This is a genomic window from Herbiconiux sp. (assembly GCF_023264855.1).
GTDB lineage: Bacteria > Actinomycetota > Actinomycetes > Actinomycetales > Microbacteriaceae > Herbiconiux.
The window spans coordinates 1-18186 of the sequence record NZ_JAHFUW010000067.1 but is presented as its reverse complement, the minus strand read 5'-3'; the positions used below and the strand labels follow the sequence as shown (position 1 = coordinate 18186).

23 protein-coding genes and 2 pseudogenes are annotated in these 18186 nt (G+C 69.7%); 11 read left to right on the top strand and 14 right to left on the bottom strand.

The window, feature by feature from the left end:
* Window positions 1–386 precede the first annotated feature (386 nt).
* The gene (locus Q0D75_RS19360; protein WP_291057225.1) at window positions 387–635 is read left to right on the top strand and encodes a hypothetical protein; all 249 of its coding nucleotides are present in this window, start codon (window positions 387–389) and stop codon (window positions 633–635) included.
* 71 nt (window positions 636–706) lie between these two features.
* Here Q0D75_RS19360 and Q0D75_RS19355 read toward each other — a convergent pair whose 3' ends face one another.
* Complete coding sequence (locus Q0D75_RS19355; RefSeq protein WP_291057223.1) at window positions 707–1684, bottom strand: AraC family transcriptional regulator; 978 nt, start codon at window positions 1682–1684, stop codon at window positions 707–709.
* On the opposite strand from Q0D75_RS19355, the gene Q0D75_RS21065 reads away from it, so the two are divergent.
* From Q0D75_RS21065 to Q0D75_RS19340, 4 genes are all read left to right on the top strand, one after another.
* Window positions 1683–2072, top strand: coding sequence for a DsbA family protein (locus tag Q0D75_RS21065; RefSeq protein ID WP_366513466.1), 390 nt, complete (start codon window positions 1683–1685; stop codon window positions 2070–2072). The two genes, Q0D75_RS19355 and Q0D75_RS21065, sit on opposite strands and share 2 nt — an antisense overlap.
* Window positions 1976–2428 carry a DsbA family oxidoreductase gene (locus Q0D75_RS21060; protein WP_366513465.1) on the top strand — a complete coding sequence of 151 codons (453 nt, stop codon included), beginning with the start codon at window positions 1976–1978 and terminating at the stop codon, window positions 2426–2428. Before Q0D75_RS21065 ends, Q0D75_RS21060 begins: the two co-directional genes overlap by 97 nt.
* A gap of 53 nt (window positions 2429–2481) precedes the next feature.
* The gene (locus Q0D75_RS19345) at window positions 2482–3174 is read left to right on the top strand and encodes an SDR family NAD(P)-dependent oxidoreductase (RefSeq protein WP_291057227.1); all 693 of its coding nucleotides are present in this window, start codon (window positions 2482–2484) and stop codon (window positions 3172–3174) included.
* A 132-nt stretch (window positions 3175–3306) separates the two neighbouring features.
* Window positions 3307–3795 carry a hypothetical protein gene (locus Q0D75_RS19340; RefSeq protein WP_291057221.1) on the top strand — a complete coding sequence of 163 codons (489 nt, stop codon included), beginning with the start codon at window positions 3307–3309 and terminating at the stop codon, window positions 3793–3795.
* A gap of 80 nt (window positions 3796–3875) precedes the next feature.
* Here Q0D75_RS19340 and Q0D75_RS19335 read toward each other — a convergent pair whose 3' ends face one another.
* The 4 genes from Q0D75_RS19335 to Q0D75_RS19320 form a co-directional block, all read right to left on the bottom strand.
* On the bottom strand, window positions 3876–4742 hold the full coding sequence (locus Q0D75_RS19335) for an AraC family transcriptional regulator (protein ID WP_291057219.1): 867 nt from the start codon (window positions 4740–4742) through the stop codon (window positions 3876–3878).
* Window positions 4743–4847: 105 nt separating this feature from the next.
* On the bottom strand, window positions 4848–5147 hold the full coding sequence (locus Q0D75_RS19330; RefSeq protein ID WP_291057217.1) for a hypothetical protein: 300 nt from the start codon (window positions 5145–5147) through the stop codon (window positions 4848–4850).
* 22 nt (window positions 5148–5169) lie between these two features.
* Window positions 5170–5895 carry an alpha/beta fold hydrolase gene (locus tag Q0D75_RS19325; RefSeq protein ID WP_291057215.1) on the bottom strand — a complete coding sequence of 242 codons (726 nt, stop codon included), beginning with the start codon at window positions 5893–5895 and terminating at the stop codon, window positions 5170–5172.
* A 109-nt stretch (window positions 5896–6004) separates the two neighbouring features.
* Entirely contained in the window at window positions 6005–6943 is a 939-nt protein-coding gene (locus Q0D75_RS19320; RefSeq protein WP_291057213.1) for an NADP-dependent oxidoreductase, read from the bottom strand.
* Between the two features lie 120 nt (window positions 6944–7063).
* On the opposite strand from Q0D75_RS19320, the gene Q0D75_RS19315 reads away from it, so the two are divergent.
* Window positions 7064–7582 carry a MarR family transcriptional regulator gene (locus Q0D75_RS19315; protein ID WP_291057212.1) on the top strand — a complete coding sequence of 173 codons (519 nt, stop codon included), beginning with the start codon at window positions 7064–7066 and terminating at the stop codon, window positions 7580–7582.
* Between the two features lie 12 nt (window positions 7583–7594).
* Here Q0D75_RS19315 and Q0D75_RS19310 read toward each other — a convergent pair whose 3' ends face one another.
* From Q0D75_RS19310 to Q0D75_RS19290, 5 genes are all read right to left on the bottom strand, one after another.
* A complete protein-coding gene (locus tag Q0D75_RS19310) occupies window positions 7595–9010 on the bottom strand; it encodes an FAD-dependent oxidoreductase (RefSeq protein ID WP_291057210.1) in 1416 nt (471 codons plus the stop codon).
* Window positions 9011–9083: 73 nt separating this feature from the next.
* A complete protein-coding gene (locus Q0D75_RS19305) occupies window positions 9084–9557 on the bottom strand; it encodes a GNAT family N-acetyltransferase (RefSeq protein WP_291057208.1) in 474 nt (157 codons plus the stop codon).
* A 44-nt stretch (window positions 9558–9601) separates the two neighbouring features.
* Window positions 9602–10726 carry a cell wall-binding repeat-containing protein gene (locus Q0D75_RS19300; RefSeq protein WP_291057206.1) on the bottom strand — a complete coding sequence of 375 codons (1125 nt, stop codon included), beginning with the start codon at window positions 10724–10726 and terminating at the stop codon, window positions 9602–9604.
* Window positions 10727–10898: 172 nt separating this feature from the next.
* A complete protein-coding gene (locus Q0D75_RS19295; protein ID WP_291057204.1) occupies window positions 10899–13391 on the bottom strand; it encodes a CocE/NonD family hydrolase in 2493 nt (830 codons plus the stop codon).
* Window positions 13392–13482: 91 nt separating this feature from the next.
* Window positions 13483–13884 carry a helix-turn-helix domain-containing protein gene (locus Q0D75_RS19290; RefSeq protein ID WP_291057202.1) on the bottom strand — a complete coding sequence of 134 codons (402 nt, stop codon included), beginning with the start codon at window positions 13882–13884 and terminating at the stop codon, window positions 13483–13485.
* Between the two features lie 144 nt (window positions 13885–14028).
* Between Q0D75_RS19290 and Q0D75_RS19285 the strand changes: the two genes are divergently transcribed.
* Window positions 14029–14388, top strand: coding sequence for a DoxX family protein (locus Q0D75_RS19285; RefSeq protein ID WP_291057200.1), 360 nt, complete (start codon window positions 14029–14031; stop codon window positions 14386–14388).
* A gap of 58 nt (window positions 14389–14446) precedes the next feature.
* Here Q0D75_RS19285 and Q0D75_RS19280 read toward each other — a convergent pair.
* From Q0D75_RS19280 to Q0D75_RS19270, 3 genes and pseudogenes are all read right to left on the bottom strand, one after another.
* Window positions 14447–14596: pseudogene (locus Q0D75_RS19280) on the bottom strand (DivIVA domain-containing protein); the annotation flags it as partial.
* 15 nt (window positions 14597–14611) lie between these two features.
* Window positions 14612–14701: pseudogene (locus tag Q0D75_RS19275) on the bottom strand (DivIVA domain-containing protein); the annotation flags it as partial.
* Between the two features lie 117 nt (window positions 14702–14818).
* On the bottom strand, window positions 14819–15316 hold the full coding sequence (locus tag Q0D75_RS19270) for a MarR family transcriptional regulator (protein WP_291057198.1): 498 nt from the start codon (window positions 15314–15316) through the stop codon (window positions 14819–14821).
* A gap of 64 nt (window positions 15317–15380) precedes the next feature.
* On the opposite strand from Q0D75_RS19270, the gene Q0D75_RS19265 reads away from it, so the two are divergent.
* The 4 genes from Q0D75_RS19265 to Q0D75_RS19250 all read left to right on the top strand — a co-directional run bounded on the left by Q0D75_RS19265 (window position 15381) and on the right by Q0D75_RS19250 (window position 17528).
* Window positions 15381–15749, top strand: coding sequence for a VOC family protein (locus tag Q0D75_RS19265; RefSeq protein WP_291057196.1), 369 nt, complete (start codon window positions 15381–15383; stop codon window positions 15747–15749).
* Window positions 15750–15874: 125 nt separating this feature from the next.
* Window positions 15875–16372: a hypothetical protein gene (locus Q0D75_RS19260; protein WP_291057194.1), complete on the top strand. Its 498-nt coding sequence runs from the start codon at window positions 15875–15877 to the stop codon at window positions 16370–16372.
* Window positions 16373–16429: 57 nt separating this feature from the next.
* A complete protein-coding gene (locus Q0D75_RS19255; RefSeq protein ID WP_291057192.1) occupies window positions 16430–16942 on the top strand; it encodes a GNAT family N-acetyltransferase in 513 nt (170 codons plus the stop codon).
* A 10-nt stretch (window positions 16943–16952) separates the two neighbouring features.
* A complete protein-coding gene (locus tag Q0D75_RS19250; RefSeq protein ID WP_291057190.1) occupies window positions 16953–17528 on the top strand; it encodes a GrpB family protein in 576 nt (191 codons plus the stop codon).
* Between the two features lie 213 nt (window positions 17529–17741).
* Here Q0D75_RS19250 and Q0D75_RS19245 read toward each other — a convergent pair.
* Window positions 17742–18186: HNH endonuclease signature motif containing protein (locus tag Q0D75_RS19245; RefSeq protein ID WP_291057188.1), on the bottom strand; the 445-nt coding region annotated here is incomplete at its 5' end.

Genomic DNA, 18186 nt, shown 5'->3' with positions numbered 1-18186 from the left:
GATGCCCTTTCGAGTGAGAGTTAGAAGGCTTCTCGAAGGTGTCCCCGGTGGCCACGCTGTTCTTTCAGTGGGGCCGTTGTTACTCGGGGTTCGTTACACCACTCTACGGGGCACTACTGTGCGGGGGAGGCATTGTGCGAAGAGTTCGCGTTTCGGCGACGCTTGCTGCTGTGAGTGTCGGGATGGCTCTTGCTGGCTGCACGCCAGTGTCAGCACCTACCGAGACCTCGACTCCAGGGGGTACCGCCGCGCCGACGAGCTCGAATGATGAGCACTGGCCCGAGGGCGCGTCGGCGGACACACCTCGCTGCGTCGACGCGAGCGAGGCGCTCGTGGCTGCGGTGAATGCGACCATCACCACACCGAGGCCAGGCGAAGGAAGCTCTGTGGACGACCTCGACGCGCACCCCGATCCCGACGCCGCGGTCTGGATTCTCACCGGGCACATCTCAACCGACTTCGGCGCAGTGATCGAGGTCGCGTGGGCCACCACATCCGACCCGACCGCAGCCACCTTCGATGGTGCGCTGCGTAGCGTCGGAGAGGCCGCAGCAACGATCTCGACCGCACCGGCCCTGTCGCTCGTCGTGAACAATCCGGATGGCAGTGGCATCCCCGAGGACTCCTGCCATTAGCGAGGTCGGTCGATGACGAATCCGCACGGCTGTCTCGGCATTGAGCCGGCTGTCTGCCGACAGCGGTCGGACTAACTGGTGACTGCCGTCGTCTGTTCTTTTCGGAAGGCGGCTGGTGAGATACCGACTACTCGACGGAACGCCGTACTGAAGGCGCTCTCCGATTCGTACCCGATCGCGGCGGCGAGTTCGGTGATCGTCATGCTCTGGCGGCGCAACGCATCACGGGCGACGCTCATCCGCCACTGGATGAGGTACTCCAGCGGGGCCGACCCGACTCGCGCTTTGAATGTGGCGGCGAAGGCGGAACGGGACATGTGACCGACTTCCGCAAGCTCCTGGAGAGTCCACCGGTGGGCGATATCGGCATGCAGGGCGCGAAGTGCCGTCCCGATGCCGTCACCGCTGAGGGCGGCCATCCATCCGGCCGGCTGGTGCAGGTCGTCGGCGTGGGCGCGGAGCATGTGGATGAACAGCGTCTGGGCGAGGTGGTCGAGAATCAGAGCGCTTCCGAGTTCCGTGCTCTCCACCTCCGCCACGAGTAGGGCACTCAGGTGCGTCAGGAGCGGACCGCGAGGGTCGTCGGCCCGCACATGGACCAACGATGGCAGCAGGTCCACCAGCAAGCGGGCGTTCGCGTCATCGAACGAGAAGTAGCCGCCGCACAGATACGTGTCTTCCTGATCCGCGGGCCCGATGTGCGCGGCGCCTCGGGTGGGCCCGCCCCACACTGTGTGGGCGTCCAATGGTTCTTCCGTGAGTGCACTGGCCAGAACATAAGGTGGCGGGTTGCACAGCAGGTAGAAGTCCCCCTCGTGCAGCAGCACCGGGTCGTGCCCCTCCAGGGTGATCCAGCATTCGCCTCGCGCGACCACTCCCAACTCCACGTGCTGGGTGGTCCCGAACCCGACCGCCCACGGTCCCGCAGCATGCAGGCTCGTCTCGTTGACAGCCAGCGGTCGCAGCAAACCGATCGTGGCCGCAAGAGGATCTCCACTCAAAGAACTGCCGGCTGAAAAAGTCGATCCGTAATGTTTTGCGGACGTCATGTTATGGATCGTAACGCTTCAGGGAGGCACCATGGAAGACATGGACACCGCCTCGCTCACGAACGCCTCGCCAACCCCCGCCATCAAAGTCGATATCTGGTCGGACGTGCAGTGCGGCTGGTGCTATATCGCGAAACGGCGGCTCGAGGCCGCCGTCGAACGATTCGGCGGAGGCGTGGAGATCGAGTACCACTCCTTCGAACTCGCTCCGGAGGCGCCGGCCGAATTCGACGGGGCGACGAAGGAGTTCCTGAATCACTACCGGGAGTTCCTCTCCCCGAGGGCGAGAAGATGCTTGCACGGGTCACGGAGATCGCCGCCAGCGCGGGCCTCGATTATCACTTCGACCGCACCCACCCGACGAACACGATCCTCGCGCACGAGCTGATCCACTTCGCGAAGTCCAAGGGCCGCCAGGGGGAGATGAATGAACGACTCTCCGACGCATACTTCCAGCGAGGCGAGCACATCGGACGCATCCCGAACCTGGTCGAGATCGCTGTCGAACTCGGCTTCGACCGTGACGAGGTCGAGGTCGCCCTCACAGAACACCGTCATCTCGACGAGGTGAAAGCGGACTTCGCCCGCGCCACCGAACTGGGCATCCAGTCCATCCCGTTCTTCGTCGTCGACGGCCGCTACGGCGTGTCCGGGGCGCAGGACACGGGTGCTTTCCTGCAGGCGCTCCAGCAGGTCGACGCCGAACGCGCCGCCGCTCCGACGACCGAGGCGGTGTCCCGATGAACAAGACCGCACTCGTCACGGGGGCCAACAAGGGCATCTGATACGAGACAGCCCTGCAGCTCGCGCAGCAGGGATACACCGTCTGGATCGGCGCTCGAGACCGGGATCGTGGAGAGAAAGCTGTCGACGCACTGGCCTCCGCCGGCGATGTCCGTTTCGTCAGCCTCGACGTCACCGACGAGGCCGGCATCTCCCGTGCCGCCGTTCACATCGAGGCCGCCACAGGTGCGCTCGACGTGCTGGTCAACAACGCCGGCATCGCCGTCCCGGACGGTGACGGCCGCCCCAGCACGGTCGAGATCGGCACCATCCAGCGCACGGTTGAGGTCGGCACCCTCCAGCGCACGCTGGACGTCAACGTCTACGGCGCCCTCCGGGTGACCCAGGTGTTCCTCCCGCTCCTGCGCCGAGCCGACGCCGGACGCATCGTCAACGTCAGCAGCACCCTCGGCTCACTCGGCGCCCTCACATCCCCCGGCAATCCCTTCGCGGAGATCCCTGCGTTCGCCTACACCTCCTCGAAAACACTCTTGAACGCCCTGACTGGGTGGCTCGCCGTCGAACTGGCTTCCACCTCGATCAAGGTCAACTCGGTGTGCCCCGGCCACAACGCCACCGACATGAACGGCGGTGTCGGCGCCCAGCACCCGGCCGAGGGAGCGAGAGTCGTCGTCCGAGCCGCCACTCTCGACGCTGATGGGCCGACCGGCACCTTCTTCGACGTCAACGGCACCGTGCCCTGGTAGCGGCGACTTCTCCCCCACACCCATGCCTTCGTGAGCCCCAGCGGCACGCACCGCACCGCGATCGGCGATCGGCGGGTGAACCGTTACCGAAGCGTGGCGGGCAGAGATCGACAGTCGTCATACGCTCACATCATGAGACTCAGCCGCCTTGCGCGCCCCACGTTCGCTGCCGCCGCTCTGGCCGCTGGAATCCTGCTGGCCGGGTGTACCCCGGCCCCGGCCGCGTCCCCCACGGCCACCGTCGCCGTCACTCCGACCCCTACGGCAACCGCTACCACCACGCCGACTCAGACATCCGCGGCCACCCCGGCCACTCCGACAACCGAACCGGAAGCGCCTGCGTCCTACGACCTCGAAGCGGCCTACGCGACGTGCGTTCAGTACGCCACCGACGATCTAGCGGGCATGACAGGGACATTCAAACCCTTCGACCCTTCCGACACCAATCCGATTGCGGATGAGAAGATCACGACCGACGTGTCCAACGACCCCGACGCGCTCATGATGCATGTGTTCTGGGAGTCCGACACGAGCGATCTGACGACGGCCACGTTCTGCTCGATCAGTGGCCCCTTCGACGCGCCCCTGGTCACGTTCGAGCGCGGAAGCAGCAATGCCTAGCGGTGCGCGGTATTCCGATAGCCGATCCCTCAACGGGCGGCGGACCTGCCGACATCCCACGCCCGGCAGGTCCTTCTCTGCTAGGCCCGCTCGACGGGGAGCCAGAGCTCGCAGGTGGCCGTGCTGAAGTCGTCGGCGCGGTCGAGCACGGCCACGATGGATGGTCCGGGCCGAAGTCGCCACGGGTTCGACGGGAACCAATCCGTCGCGGTCGCAGCCCAGGCCTGCTGCAGCGCAGCCGGGTACTCGCCTTCGGTGCGGAATACCGCCCACGTGCCGGCCGGAACCTCGATCGTGTCGAGATCGTCGGCCACCGGGGCGTTGGCCGTGACGGCTACTCCGTGCAGGTAGGTGAGCTCGCTTCCCTCGGTGTAGTCCGGGTCGACGTCGGCACTCACCTGGAGCAGACCGGCCGGTTCGGTGTCGCTCAGGGCTTTGAGTCGTGCGTGTTCTGCCGCCGGCAGGGAGGCGATATGGGATTGGATGCGCGGGTTGATGCCCTCGTGGATGAGGGGCACGCGGGTGGCGTGACCGACGAGGAGAAATGCCGGTCGATCGGTGATTCGGGTGTCCATGATGATGTTCCCTTCTACTGTCAGGCGGAACCTGAGCTGCGGTTGCGTTCGAAGGGGGCCGCCGTCTCGCTTGACGTCACCGACGCTGACGCCGTGTACCGATCGGAATGCTCGGCCGAAGGCTTCGGTCGATCCGTAGCCGTAGCGCACCGCGATGCTCAGCAGGTCGTCGTCTCCGAGAACCTCTGCTGCCGCGACGGACATGCGGCGTCGCCGGATGTACTCCGACAGCGGCATCCCGGCGAGCGACGAGAACATCCGCCGGAGGTGGTACTCCGTCGTGCCGAGCCCACTCGCGATCGACGCCACGTCGAGGTCGTCGTCCAGTCGATGCTCGACCAGCTCCACCAGCCTGTTCAGTTCCGCGATCATGCCGCCTCCTTCGACACCCACACTTCCGGGTCGTCACGATCGGCACCCTACTATCGCGGTCCGATCGGATCGGACCTCACGTGTGATGGGCAGGGTCTTGCGCCTCTATCTCCCCGTCAGCAGCAGCACCAGCAGCCCTGCGAGCACCACCGGCAGCACCGCGAACACCAGCACCCGCACGAGCACCCGTGGCCGCGGACGCCCCGTCGCGCCGCTGCTGCCCACGTGGTAACCGGCCAGCACGATCAGCGGCCCGCCCACGAGCCCGAGGAACGTCGCGGCGCCTGGCGCCCCACCCAGCTGGCTCACGGTCGCGAAGAACCCGAGGGCACCCAGCAGAGCGAGCACGAATCCCAGCGGCCGCGCCACGAGGAGCCACCACGGCCGCACCTCCGAATTACTCATCGGATCCGTCCTCTCCTAGCTCTCATTCAAGCCGGGCATTCGCGTGGCCGCCGCGGGCGGCGGCTCGGGTGAGCAGGGCGGCCAGTGCAGCCGGGTCGAGGAAGGGGGAGAGGTGGTGCCAGGCGTCGTGCACGATGAGGTCGGCATGCGGGATGCGCGACTGGAGCGACCGCATGGCGTCGGGGGTCGAGACGGCATCGCAGCCCGCCGCGACGAGGGTGACGGGCATCCGGAGGCCGGAGGTGCGGGCCGAGCTGTCGTAGTGGGCGATGGCGTCGAGAGCGGCGGCCCAGTCGGGCACGGATGCGGCGGCCAGCTCGGCGCGCACCTCGTCGACCACGGGCCCACCCGCCGCCAGCTCCTCCGGTGCGAACCAGCGCTGCAAGGTCGCCTCGGCGGTGGGCCCGGTGCCGGAGCGCACTGCCGCCGCCACGGCGGCGAAGGCGGGCACGGGGGTGTCGCGGCTGCACAGGATGGTCAGCGACCTGACCCGCTCGGGAATCAGCAGCGCCAGTTCGAGGGCCGTCTGGCCTCCGAAGGAGTGACCGACGAGGTCGATGTCGCCCGCGATGCCCTCGGCGAGGCGGGCCGCCGTGGTCGCCTGCGGGTTCGGCCCGGCGGGCGTGACCGTGCAGTCGGGTGCGGCGACGGGGCCGTCGAGGTGCTCGGCTGCCGGCCCCCAGATGGCCGGTGCCAGCGGGGTGCCGTGCAGCAGCATCCAGCCCCGCCCGCCGTTCGCCCTGCTCATGGCGTCAGCGTACCGGGCGGTAGACCTGCGCCACCACGCCGCTGAACCGGGTGGGAGTCGACGCGCACGGGGTCGAGGACGCAGACGAGATCGCTCGGCAGCCCGTCGCTCAATGGCCGCTCGGCTGCACGATGACCTTGCCGCGCAAGGTGCCCTCGGCCGACTGGCGGTGGATGCTCGCCAGCTCGGCGAGCGGCACGCGGCGGGCGACCTCGACGGGGAGCTCGCCGCGGTCGACGAGTTCCACGATCCGCGCCAGCTGCTCGGTGTCGCTGCGCACGTAGACCACGACCGCGCGCACGCCCCGCTCCTCGTCGCCCGGTGCCGGCATCCAGGCCGTCGTGCTGACGACGACGCCACCGTCACGCACCCGGCCGACGAGCGCGGTGAACTCCTCGGGACTGATCGGCGCGAGGTTGAGCAGCACGTCCACCGGCTCGGTGATCGAATCGAGCAGAGCGGATGCCGTGTGGTCGACGACCTCGTCGGCGCCCGCCGCGCGCACGCTCGCCGCGCTGCGCGGGCTGGCCGTGGCGATGACGTACGCGCCGGCCTGCTTCGCGAGCCGCACCGCGTAGCCGCCGACCGTTCCGCCTGCGCCCACGATCAGGATGCGCTGGCCCGACTTCAGGTCGGCGTGCTCGAAGAGGGACTGCCAGGCGGTGAGGGCGCCCGAGGGGAGGGCGGCGGCATCCGGGAGCGCGATGCTCGACGGCGCGGAGACGAGCACGGTCGCCGGCGCGATGACGTAGTCGGCCGCGGCGCCCGGCTGGGTCATCGGCAGGAAGCCGATCACCGTGTCGCCGATCGCGAACGCCGTCACGCCGTCTCCCAGGGCGTCGACCGTGCCGGAGACGTCGAAGCCCGGGGTGTGCGGCAACGTGACCGGGATGGGCAGGAACCCGGCGCGGATGCCGTTGTCGGCGGGGTTGAACCCGGCACCGGCGACGGCGACGCGCACCTGGCCGGGGCCGGGTTCGGGGGTCTCGACGTCCTCGACCTGCAGAACCTCGGGTGCGCCGTGCTCGTGGAATCGTGCTGCCTTCATGGTGTTCTCTCTTTCGCTCTGTGCGGGTAATGCTTCGAGATCGAAGCAACTGAGAGTGACTGTAACACTGCTTCGATATCGAAGCAAGTAATGCGATGTCGAAGCACCTAGACTGAGGGCATGGCCGACGAATCCGCACCCCTCGCCCCCGTCGAACTGGGGGCCTACTTCGCGCTGATCGAGGTCAGCAGCCTGTTGCGGCACGCGATCGAGCAGCAGCTGAAGGAGGCCGGTGGGCTCAGCTACGTGCAGTTCCAGCTGCTCGCCACGCTCGGCGATGCGCCGGAGGGCCGCAAGCGGATGACCGACCTCGCCGACGGGGTCGTCTACAGCCGCAGCGGGCTCACGCACCAGGCCGGGCTGCTCGAGGCGGCCGGCCTCGTCACGCGAGCACCGTCGGCCGACGACGAGCGAAGCGTGACCGTGACCATCACGGATGCCGGGCGGGCCGTGCTCGCGAAGGTGTTCCCCGGGCACATCGAGGAGCTCAAGAGGCTGTTCCTCGCGCCGCTGGACCGTGACGACGTCGAACAGCTGGCCCGCTCGCTCGGCGCCGTACGCGACCACATGCGCTCGGCGCCGCCGCGCTCAGCGGCTCCGCGCCGGCGCGGCGGCAGCCCACGCCAGACGGGGGCGTGAGGCAGGCCTCGCTCAGGAGTCGAAGCTGATGCCGAAGAGGCCGGCCGTCTTGATCAGCAGCCCGTCTTTGCCGCCGTTCTCGTCGGAGCGGGCGACCGCGGCCCGCATGAGCTGGATCGCCGGGTAGGCGATCGGCTCCGGCGGCACCGGGAACGGCTTCGCGGTGGCGAAGTCGAGGCGGGTGCGAGCGGTCTGCTCGCCGGAGAGCAGGTCGAGCATCACCTCGGCGCCGAAGCGCGTCGCGGCCACGCCGAGCCCGGTGTAGCCGGCGCTGTAGGCGACCTTGCCGTCGAGCGCGGTGCCCTGGAAGGCCACCAGTTTCGTCGACATGTCGATCATGCCGCCCCAGGCATGGGTGAATCGGATGCCCCGCAGGGTGGGGTGCGCCAGGAAGAAGTGATCCGCCAGCCGCTCGAAGGTCTCCTGCCGCTGGTCGTGCTCGGGCCGGATGCGGCGGCCGCGGTGGTAGACGGCGTCGTAGCCGCCCCACAGGATGCGGTTGTCGGCCGTCTTGCGGTAGTAGTGGAACTGCCGCGACATGTCGGTCATGCCGTGCCGCTCGACCCAGCCGATGCTCTCGAGCTGCTCGTCGCTCAGCGGCTCGGTCATCAGCACGTAGTCGTAGATCGGCACCGTGCGCAGGGTGTTGCGGCGCAGCAGCGACGGGAAGCCGTTCGTGGCCAGCGCCACCCGACGGGCCCGGATGCGGGCGACCGGAGTGCTCACGGTCACCTCCGACCCCGCATCCGAGATGCCGGTCACGGGAGTGTCTTCGTAGATCTCGACGCCGAGCGAGAGGCAGGCGTCGCGCAACCCGAAGGCGAGCTTGGCCGGATGCACCAGCGCGTTGCCCTCCCGCTCGAAGAAGGCCGCGCGCACGACCGGCGACGAGGTGACGGCGGCGAGGGCCTCGCCCTCGAGCAGGTCGACGCCCTCTTTGCGCAGGGCTTCGACCTGATGCGGCTCGGTGGCCACCACGAGGGTGCCCGTCTCCTCGAACTCGGCGTCGATGCCGTAGCGCTCCAGGGTGTCGCGGAAGGCGGCGTAGTTCTCGCGGGCCAGCTCTTCGATGGCCTCGAGCTCGGCGGCGAAGTGCAGCTTGCCGTTCTCCTCGCCGTGGGTGAGTGAGGCCTCCACGAAGCCGCCGTTCCGGCCCGAGGCCGCCCAGGCGATCCGCTTGCCCTCCAGCAGCACCACCCGCTGGGCCGGATCGCGCTCCTTGGCGATCAGCGCCGTCCACAGCCCGCAGAAGCCGCCGCCGACCACCACGAGGTCGGCCGTCAGGCTCTCGCGCAGGGCGGGGCGGGCATCCGGGCGCAGGCCGTCGAGCCAGTACGGCACGGTCGACGCACCCGCGAGCGAGGCGGCGATCTCGGCGCGGTCGCCGCGCATCGCCAGGCCGTAGGCGGAGGCGGGGGTGGTGGTCATACGCCCACCCTAGAACTCGCGGGCCGGCCGCTGGTGGCCGAAGTGTCGACCCGGCGGCATCCGGATCGACAGATCACTCACGGCCGAGCCGCTCACGCTCGAGCCGGCGCGACCAGGCCACCTCGCGCTGGAGCTGCCCGGTCTCGGTGAAGAGCCGCACCTGGTGGGTGTCGGGCAGTGCGGCGGCGAGCTCGCCGCGATCGGCGGGCTCGAAGCCGAGCTTCTGCCAGAACGGGCCGGAGCGGCGCGAGAACAGCCAGGCCCGTACGGCGCCGGAGCGGGCGGCCTCCGCGATCGCGAAGGAGGCCAGCCGTGAGCCGGCGCCGGCGGTGCGCCGGGCCGGTGCCACGGCGACGCTGCGGATCAGTGCGTGCTCGCCGTTCCCGCTCAGCTCGTAGCCCGTGCTCCCCACGATCGAGCCGTCGTCGGCGCGCTCGATCCAGAGGCGCACGGTGGGCGCATCCAGGCCCGACAGGGTCAGGTCGGCCTCCCGGAGGAAGTCCTCCAGGAGGCCGAGCTGATCCGGCGCGAGGCGTTCGACCGTCATTCCCGCGCGGTCATTCCGGGCAAACGGCCACTGTGGGTACGCGATCACTCGCAGTAGTACGGGTCGCTGATCAGCAGCTGCGAGAGCGTGTTGGGGCCTCCCACGTAGACCACGGTCTCGGGGTTCAGCGTGCTGTGCCAGATCGCATCCGCGGTCGGAGCCGGGTAGCACGTGGGCCGGGAGAGGAAGAGCGGGGAGTCGAAGGATGCCGCGACCGGGCCGCTGGAGAGCGCATCCGGGAACACCAGCCCCGAGGCGATGAAGACGTTCTCGGTCTTGCCCGTCCAGATGCTCGTATTGATGTTCGCGGCCACCGCGAAGCGGTCTGCTCCCGTGTAGCGCGTCACCGAGGGCACGGCGGCGGCCAGATCGGTCTCGACCTTGCCGTTCACCGAGTTCACGCCTCCCGCGATCCGGGCCACCTGCGTGTTCTTGTCCGCCAGCAGGTCGCGGGTGGGCTCATCGAGCCCCTCGCCCCAGCCGTTCACCAGCAGCACGGCGCCGGAGAGGTGTCCTGCGGCCGGGCCCGCCGCGAGGGCGTCGGGGAAGTTGTTGCCGGTGGCGACGAAGACGTCGTCCACGCCCTCGGGGAAGGCGTAGTCGATCACGTTGCGCGACACCTCGTACCGGTCGGCGCCGCCGATGCGGGTGATGTCGGGCTTCAGCGCGGCGAGCTGCTGGTACACGGCATCCGAGACGCTCGCGGTGCCGCCCACCACGACGAGCTTCGGCGGGTTCAGACGCAGGATCTCCTTACGGGTCGCCTCGGGCAGCGAGTCCTTCGCCGTCAGTAGCAGGCCGCCGTTCTGGTGGAAGGCCGCCGGGCCCGCGCTCAGGGCGTCTGCGTACTTCTCGCCGCTCGCGATGTAGAGCACCTCGCCCGAGTCGAACGGGGCATAGAGGTTGGCCGCGACCTCGTAGCGGTCGGCACCGTCGACGCGCACCCAGTACCAGTCGCCGTCGTTCGTGCCAAGGAACGAGCCGTCGGGGCCGCTCGGGGCGGTGCTGCTGTACTCGCCGCCCTCGTAGGGCGCGCCACCGGCGGGCGGCTCCGCGGCCGCGGCCGAGAGCGGAACGGCGACCAGCGCTGCGGCGGCGCCGAGCGCGGAGAGAGCGAGAAGCGAGGCACGGCGGCGCGTCGCCGGTGTGCGGGTCGATCGGATGTGCAAGAAGTTCCCCCAGGAGCGTGTCGGCGGGGCGTCGTCGCCCCTGGCCACAGGTGTGGCTCAGGATGATTCTGCCGCATCGGACGCGCCATCCCGCACGCGGCGCTCCCGAGGCCGCCGCTACCCGTGATCGCCGTCCTGTGTGCCGCCCCGCGTCACCTCGCGCTCGCCGAGGTCAGGGGCTGGTACGGTGCGTCCTGCGGCGCAGAAGCAGGAGGGATGCGCCCAGCAGGACGACCAGCCCGGCGCCGGCGGAGAGGGCCGGGATCGCGTCGACCGGAGCGCCGGTGCGGGCGAGTTCGGCGGGGACCGCGGCATCCGGGGAAGCGGGCGCCGGGATCGGGGTGGTCGGATTCGGTGTGCTCGGGATCGGGGTGCTCGGGATCGCCGCGCCCACGATTTCGACCTCCACCGTCGAGAGCCCGCCGTCCTCCGCCACGGCGGTGAACGTCGTGACTCCGGGCGGAGCCGTCTCGGGGATGCGGACCGTCGCACCGAAGGTCCCGTCCGCATCCGTCGTCGGCGTCGAGACGGTCTCGCCCTGCCAGGTCAGCGTCACGGGCGCGCCCGGGTCGTACCCTGCGCCCGCGATCACGAGCTCGTCGCCGGCACGCACGGTCGTGGCATCCGTTCGGATCCGGCCCAGCGCGGCGCTCAGCGTGAACGTCTCCGCCGTGGCGGGGAGCGGCAGGTCGCGGGTGAAGTAGTGCAGGTACTGGTCGAGGTACGGGGCCCGCGCGCCTTCGGCCGGAACATCCGCACCGGTCGTCTCGACGGCGAGGTCGACGGTGCCGGCCGTGACGACGACCTCGGTACCGCTGGGCTCGGGCACCCAGTAGCCCCAGTCGATCGTGTCGACGGTCACGGCGAGGTGGTGTCCGGCCTGCAGCGTCCAGTCCATGCCGAGCAGGCCGAAGCGGGTGACGCCGTCGTCGGAGAGACGCGCGACGCTGTGGTTGATGGCGACGGCGCTCAGATCGGGCGACACGTCCAGAAGCTGCACGGCCACGTTGCCCGCGCCCTGCGTGTGCAGCTCGACGGCCGGGGTTCCGGTGAGACGAACGTCGGTGCGCAGGGGCTGCGAGAGGGTCAGGATGCCCAGGCCCGGGTCTTGCGAGCCGGGTGCTTCGGCGGTGCGGCCGTCGCCGTCCGGATCCCCATCGCCGTCCGGGTCGCCGCCCGGGCCCGGGTCGCTGTCGTCGGGTAGCAGGCCCGGATTGGCGGGTCCGGGATCGTCGTCGTCGGTCACGGTGCCGCGCCCGGTGTCGAGGTACGAGCCGGGACGCAGCGAGACCGTCGCGGTCTTGTCGGTCGTGCCCCAGGCATCCTGAACCCGCCACGCCCCGAGGTTGTCCTGCACGAAGAAGGAGGAGGACACCTGGGTCGTGTTCTGCTTCAGGTGAGCGTCGTAGAACGCCATCACCTCGTCGAACCAGCCGGCCCGGCCCATCTGCAGCGCGCCCGTCGGATCGACCTCGTTGCCGCGCACGTGGTCCCAGGGCCCGAGCCAGCCGCGCTGCTCTCCCGCGTGGTCGGCGAGGAACAGCTGCATGCTCTCGGGTTTCGTGTTCTGCTCCGTGAGGCCCTGCGTGAACATCAGCGGAACGGTCGATCCGTTCACGTTCGCCGGCAGGTCGCGGATGCGCCAGAAGTCGCTCTGGCGGTCCATCTCCTTCGTCTCGGCGATGAGGGTCTGCGCGCATTCCGGATGCGTGGTCTCGTATGCCGCGTTCTGCATATAACGGTCGGTATCGGGCGCGATGTCGTAGCCGTCTTGGTGGTAGGCGCGGTCGACGCCCGGCAGGTCGGCGATGCCGAGGTAGGCCAGAGGGGTGTCGACCTGGTTCTGGCGGGAGACGCCGTTGGTGATGAGGTAGTCGTACCCGCTCCAGGCCGGCTCCTGCGCGACGACGGCCTTCAGACCCTCGGGCTGGAGGTCGACGCCGACGAGCCCGGTCGACCCGTCGTACGACTTGCCGTAGAGGCCCACCGACCCGGTCGACCACGGCTGCCGCGCGGCCCACTCGACCGCGCTGACGACGTCGGCCTGCTCGCCGGCTCCGAGCCACTCGATGCACCCGGTGCTGCCGCCGAAACCGCGCAGGTCGACGTAGACGAAGGTGTACCCGCGGGCCATCAGAGCGGCGCCGTCGATGAGGTCGGTGAAGCGCTGCGAGGGCCCGGTGTGCGGGGGATGCGTGTCGTCGTTCATGCCCGAGTGCGAAAAGTACGACCCGATCGACATGATCACCGGGGTCTTCTCGCCGGGTGCCAGGCCGGCGGGGCGCAGCACATCCGCGTGCAGCTCGACCGGGTCGCCGTTGTTCGAGGGCACCGAGGAGGGGAAGTACTCCTCCGTCCACGCGGCCCCGTCGGGCACGCTGGGGTTCTGCGCGTGCGTGACGCCTGGGGTGGCGGCGGCGGTGTCGGCGTCGGTCTCGGCGTCGGCGGTTGAGCGGGCTGTGCTGGCGTCGGCGGTGGTGCCGGCTGTGCTCGCGTCGGCGGTGTGGACGGCTGCGGCGGGGCTGGGCGGCGCCTCCTCGGCGAACGCCGGTTCGGCCGCGAGTGGCAGCGCCGCCAACGCCAGCGCGATGCCCCACCCTGTCGCACGCCTCGTCACACGCTTGAATGCCGGCACATCGCCCCCCGCGATCCTGGTGGCGGGCATCCCGGCTCGCCACGGTGTTCACTTCTCGAAGATCCTAGCGCCCGGGCAGCGACCGGTATCGGCCGGGAATCACGTGGTGTACGCGCGGATCTCAGGCGTTCACCGACCCGTCCGCATCCGCCCCCGCGTCTGCATCCCGCTCCTCCACCTCCGGCGCCTCGGTGATGTTGTGCACCGCCCAGTCCGCGAGGGCCACGGCGTGCGGGATCAGGGTGCGGGCCGTCGGGGTGAGCTCGTACTCGACGCGGGGCGGCACCTCGGCATAGGCCGTGCGGGTGACCAGGTCGTCGCGGGACAGGTGGGCGAGCGTGCGCGAGAGCATCCGCTGCGAGATGCCCGGGATGCGCCGCTGCAACTCGGTGAACCGGAGCCGCCGGTCGTGCAGGGTGGCGATCACCAGCAGAGTCCACTTGTCGGAGATCCGGTCGAGGAGGGCTCGGACGGCACGGCCCTGGTCGCCCCGGATCAGGCAGACGTTCTCGTAGTCGGACATTCTGACTCCCTTCCCGTGCGGGGCCCTGCGTGGCGCTCGGTAACACGCGTGTGCCTTTTGTACGGCCCTGTGAAAAGGCGCAGACTGGCGACGCTTACCGATCGTAACCACGCCGGCCGCACTCTCGAACACGAAGAAGGACTCATGCTGATCGCCTACTGGATCGTCGCCGGACTGCTCGCCGTGCTCTACCTGTATTCGGGCGGGGTCAAGATCGTCCGGTCGAAAGACGCCCTCCGGCCGATGATGCAGTGGGTCGACGATCTGCCCCTCGGCGCCGTGCGCGCGATCGGTGTGCTCGAGGTGCTCGGCGCGATCGGCCTCCTCCTGCCCCCGCTCGCCGGCATCCTGCCAGGCCTCGCCTTCGCGGCGGCGATCGGCCTGAGCCTGGTGCAGGTGGGCGCCACGATCGTGCACGTGAGGCGGCACGACACGATCTGGCTGAACCTCGCGGTGCTCGTCGCGAGCATCGTCGTGGTCTGGCTCTCGACCATCTGGCTGTGAGTCGTGACGCGTCGTGCGCCTTCGCTGCCGCGGAGCTTCAGGCGCGGCGCGGCTCGGTGCGGAGCGTGACGACGATGCGGTCGAGGAGGTCGTCGACCTGGTTCTGGTCGTAACCGGCGCGGAACTTCGTCGGCCTGAAGCGCGCCGCCACCACATCGTCGGCCGTAACAGGATCCGAGGGCCGCGAGCCGCCCTCGGCCCAGCGGATGCTGGCGGCGCACCGGGCGAGGAACGCATCCACCTCCTCGAGGTCGTAGCCCTCCCGGAAACGCGTCTGCGTGAAGACCGCCGCCTCGACCGCAGCCGCCGTCATCGCCGAGGCCCGGGGCCCGCCGCCTGAACCGAAGAATCCCATGACACGACCGTAGCGGCATCCGGTGCCGCCCCCGGGTGCGTCTGGTGGAAGGGCGCGGCCGCGAGCGCGGCGAGGTCAGGTCGTGCCCGGGTCGACTCTCCCTGAGTCTGGATGGGCGGGATGCTCGCCGTCGTCGTGCAGGGATCGGATCATGCTGCGCAAGACGCGGAAGGCGCTCGACTGCTCATCCGGCGTCAGGCCGCCCAGCATCCGGAGTTCGACGGAGCGCACCGCCGCGGTCGCCTTCGCCAGGCTGCGCCGGCCGTTCGGGGTGAGCTGGGCCGGGAGGGCCTTGCCGACCGGCGGCTCGGCCGGGCGCGTGACGTAGCCGTCGCGCTCGAGCGTCTGCAGCAGCACGTTCATCGACTGGCGGGTCACGAACGCGCCCCGGGCCAGCTCGGAGTTCGACAGACCGGGTCGCTGCGCGAGCAGTTCGAGGCACGAGTAGTGCGTGACGGTCATGCCCAACGGGCGCAGCACACCCTCCATGGCGGCCCGAAGGGCGCTCGAGGCCTCTTTCAGCAGGTAGCCCAGCGATGTCTCGAGATCGATTCCGCGGTCGACTTGACTCATGTCAGTATTCTGACATACATTGAGCTATGTCAGCTAACTGACACGTATTTCCAGGAGGAACAGCATGCCCGTCACCGGTCCCGACTTCATCTCGCTGCAGGTTCGCGATCTCGACGCCTCGCAGGCGTTCTACGAGCAGTACTTGGGGCTCGTGCGCTCCCAGGCCGGCCCGCCGCACGCCGTCGTCTTCGAGACCGCGCCGATCGCGTTCGCCCTGCGCGACATGGTGCCCGGAACCGACCTGGCGTCGATCGCCCAGCCCGGTATCGGCGCGGCCATCTGGTTGCACGCCACCGATGTGCAGGCCATCCACGACGCGCTCGTCGACGCCGGCCACACCATCGTCGCGGCCCCGATCGACGGGCCCTTCGGCCGCACCTTCACCTTCGCCGACCCCGATGGGTACCACGTCACTCTGCACGATCGCGCCTGAGCCTCGGGTCGGCTCGGCTCGGCTCGTGCCGGTGGGCGGGCCGGTGCCGCGGCTGATGGGCCGATCGGCCTGCGCCGGGGCCAAATCCTTGCCGGCACCGGGTCCGTGCCCGATACGATGCCGCCATGGGTGCATTCGACCTCACGGCCTGGCAGGGTTTCGCCGCGGCCAGTGCCGGAACGGCGGGTGCTCTCGCCGGGTTGATCATCGTGGCGATCTCGGTGAACGTGAAGCAGATCCTCGCCGGTTCGGCGTTGCCGGCGCGCGCCGGGTCGACCGTTGCGGCGATCGCGGTCATCCTCGTGTCGGCGCTGGCGATGCTCATCCCGCAGCAGTCCGCCCAGTCGCTCGGCATCGAGCTTCTGCTGTTCGCCGTGGTCGGGCTCGGTTTCCAGGCGGATGCGGCGGTGCGGATGCTGCGCAGTCACGACGGCCCGAGCCTCTCGCGCACCATCCCCACCATCGTTCTGCACATCGGGCAGATGTCGGGCGTGGTCGTGGGCGGCATCCTGCTGATCACGGGCGACGGCGTCGGTCTCGTCCACGTGGCGTGGGGCTTCATCGCGATCTTCATCGTGTCGATCGTGAACGCCTGGGTGCTGATGGTGGAGATCCTGCGCTGATCGCCTGACCCAGCGGTTCCGCAGAGTCGCGTGCGCCGGTTCGCGGCACAATGGACTGTGCTCGATCAGCTGACCCTCCCCGTCTCCGTCGAGGCGTCGCGCGCCTCCGTGCTCATCCGCCGCGCGGATCAGGGCGATCTGGGAGCGATCATGCGGCTTCTCGCCGACGACCCGGTGAGTGCCGGGCGCGGTGACGCGGCCAGCGGTGTCGACGAGCCGGCGTACGCGGCCGGTCTGGACCGGATCCTCGCCGATCCCGGCAACGACCTGCTGGTGGCCGTCGACGAGACGACGGGAGTCGTGGGCACGCTGCAGCTGACGCTCATCCCGGGGATGGCTCGTCGAGGCAGCACCCGCCTTCTCGTCGAGGCGGTGCGGGTGGCGAGCTCGGAGCGCTCCTCGGGAATCGGGACCGCGCTGATGCGGTGGGTCACCGGGCCAGCCGCGCGGGAGCTCGGTGCGACGCTCGTGCAGCTCACCTCGGATGCGGCGCGCGTGGATGCGCACCGCTTCTATACGCGCCTCGGATTCGTCGACTCGCACGTCGGCTTCAAATACACCGTCGTCTGAGGGGAGCGCGATGAGCACGAGCAGCGGGCCGCGCCGGCCCGACGTCACGACCGTCGAGCTCGTGGGCGGCGTCGAGGTGCGCGAGCTGACGTTGAGCGACTTCGACGAGCGGTGGGCGGGTCTGTTTCGCGAGCATCGGGAGCGGATCCGGGCTGCCCTCGTCGCCGTGCCGGTCGAGATCGAGCACATCGGTTCCACCTCGGTTCCGGGTCTGGCCGCGAAACCGATCGTCGACATCGTGGTGGCGGTCGACGACATCACTGCCGAGGAGGACTACCTCGACGCGCTTCTGGCGGCCGGCTACGAGCTGCGGGTGCGTGAACCCGGGCACCGTCTCGTGCGCACGCCCGCGCGCGACGTGCACGTGCACGTGTATCAGCGGCACGATCCCGCGATCGGCGAGTACCTCCTGCTGCGCGACCACCTGAGAACGGATGCTGCCGACCGGGCCCTCTACGAGAGCACCAAGCGCGACCTGCTCACCCGGAGCTGGGGCGACATGAATGCCTACTCCGATGCCAAGACCGATGTCATCGTCGCGATCAAAGCCCGGGCGAGGGCGAGGACGACTCCACCGCGGCCCTGAGCGTCGTGGGGCCTGTCTCGAAGCCGCCGCCGATCAGCGTGTCCAGGTGCATGTGTACAGGGCGCGAGGGCGCGAGGGCGCGATCGATGTCGATCTCGGCGCGCGACGCGTGTCGCTGATCAGGCTGCGGTGATCAGCTGACCCGACGGCGGAGGCGGGACAGTACGCGCCCGGGCCCTGGCGGATCGTACGGGTGTCAGCGGGCGACCGCGATCAGAAGGGAGGTGGGTCTCCACCTGGTAGCTCAGCCGACGTGCTGAAGATGTCGACCGGTGGTCGTGGAGGTGGAGGTGCCGCCGGAGGTGGTGCTGGTGGAGTCGTGGGTGTTCTTCCGGTGGGGGTGGTGGTGTAGGTGGTGCCGCCGGGGCTGGTCCAGTGGAGGGTGCGGTTGCCGGTGGGGTCGGGTTGAACCTGCCAGCCGGTGGAGTGTTTCAGGTGGTGGTGTTTGGGGCAGAGGTGGGCGAGGTTGTCGGGGGTGGTGGGTCCGCCGTGGGCCCAGTCCACTGTGTGGTCGAGTTCGCAGGCGGTGGCGCGGCGGCGGCAGCCCGGGAACCGGCAGGTCTGGTCGTCGATGGTGAGGACGGTGCGCAGTTCTGCGGTGGGCCGGTAGCGGCGGCGGGTCACGGTGCAGATCTGCCCGGTGTCGGGGGCGGTGAGT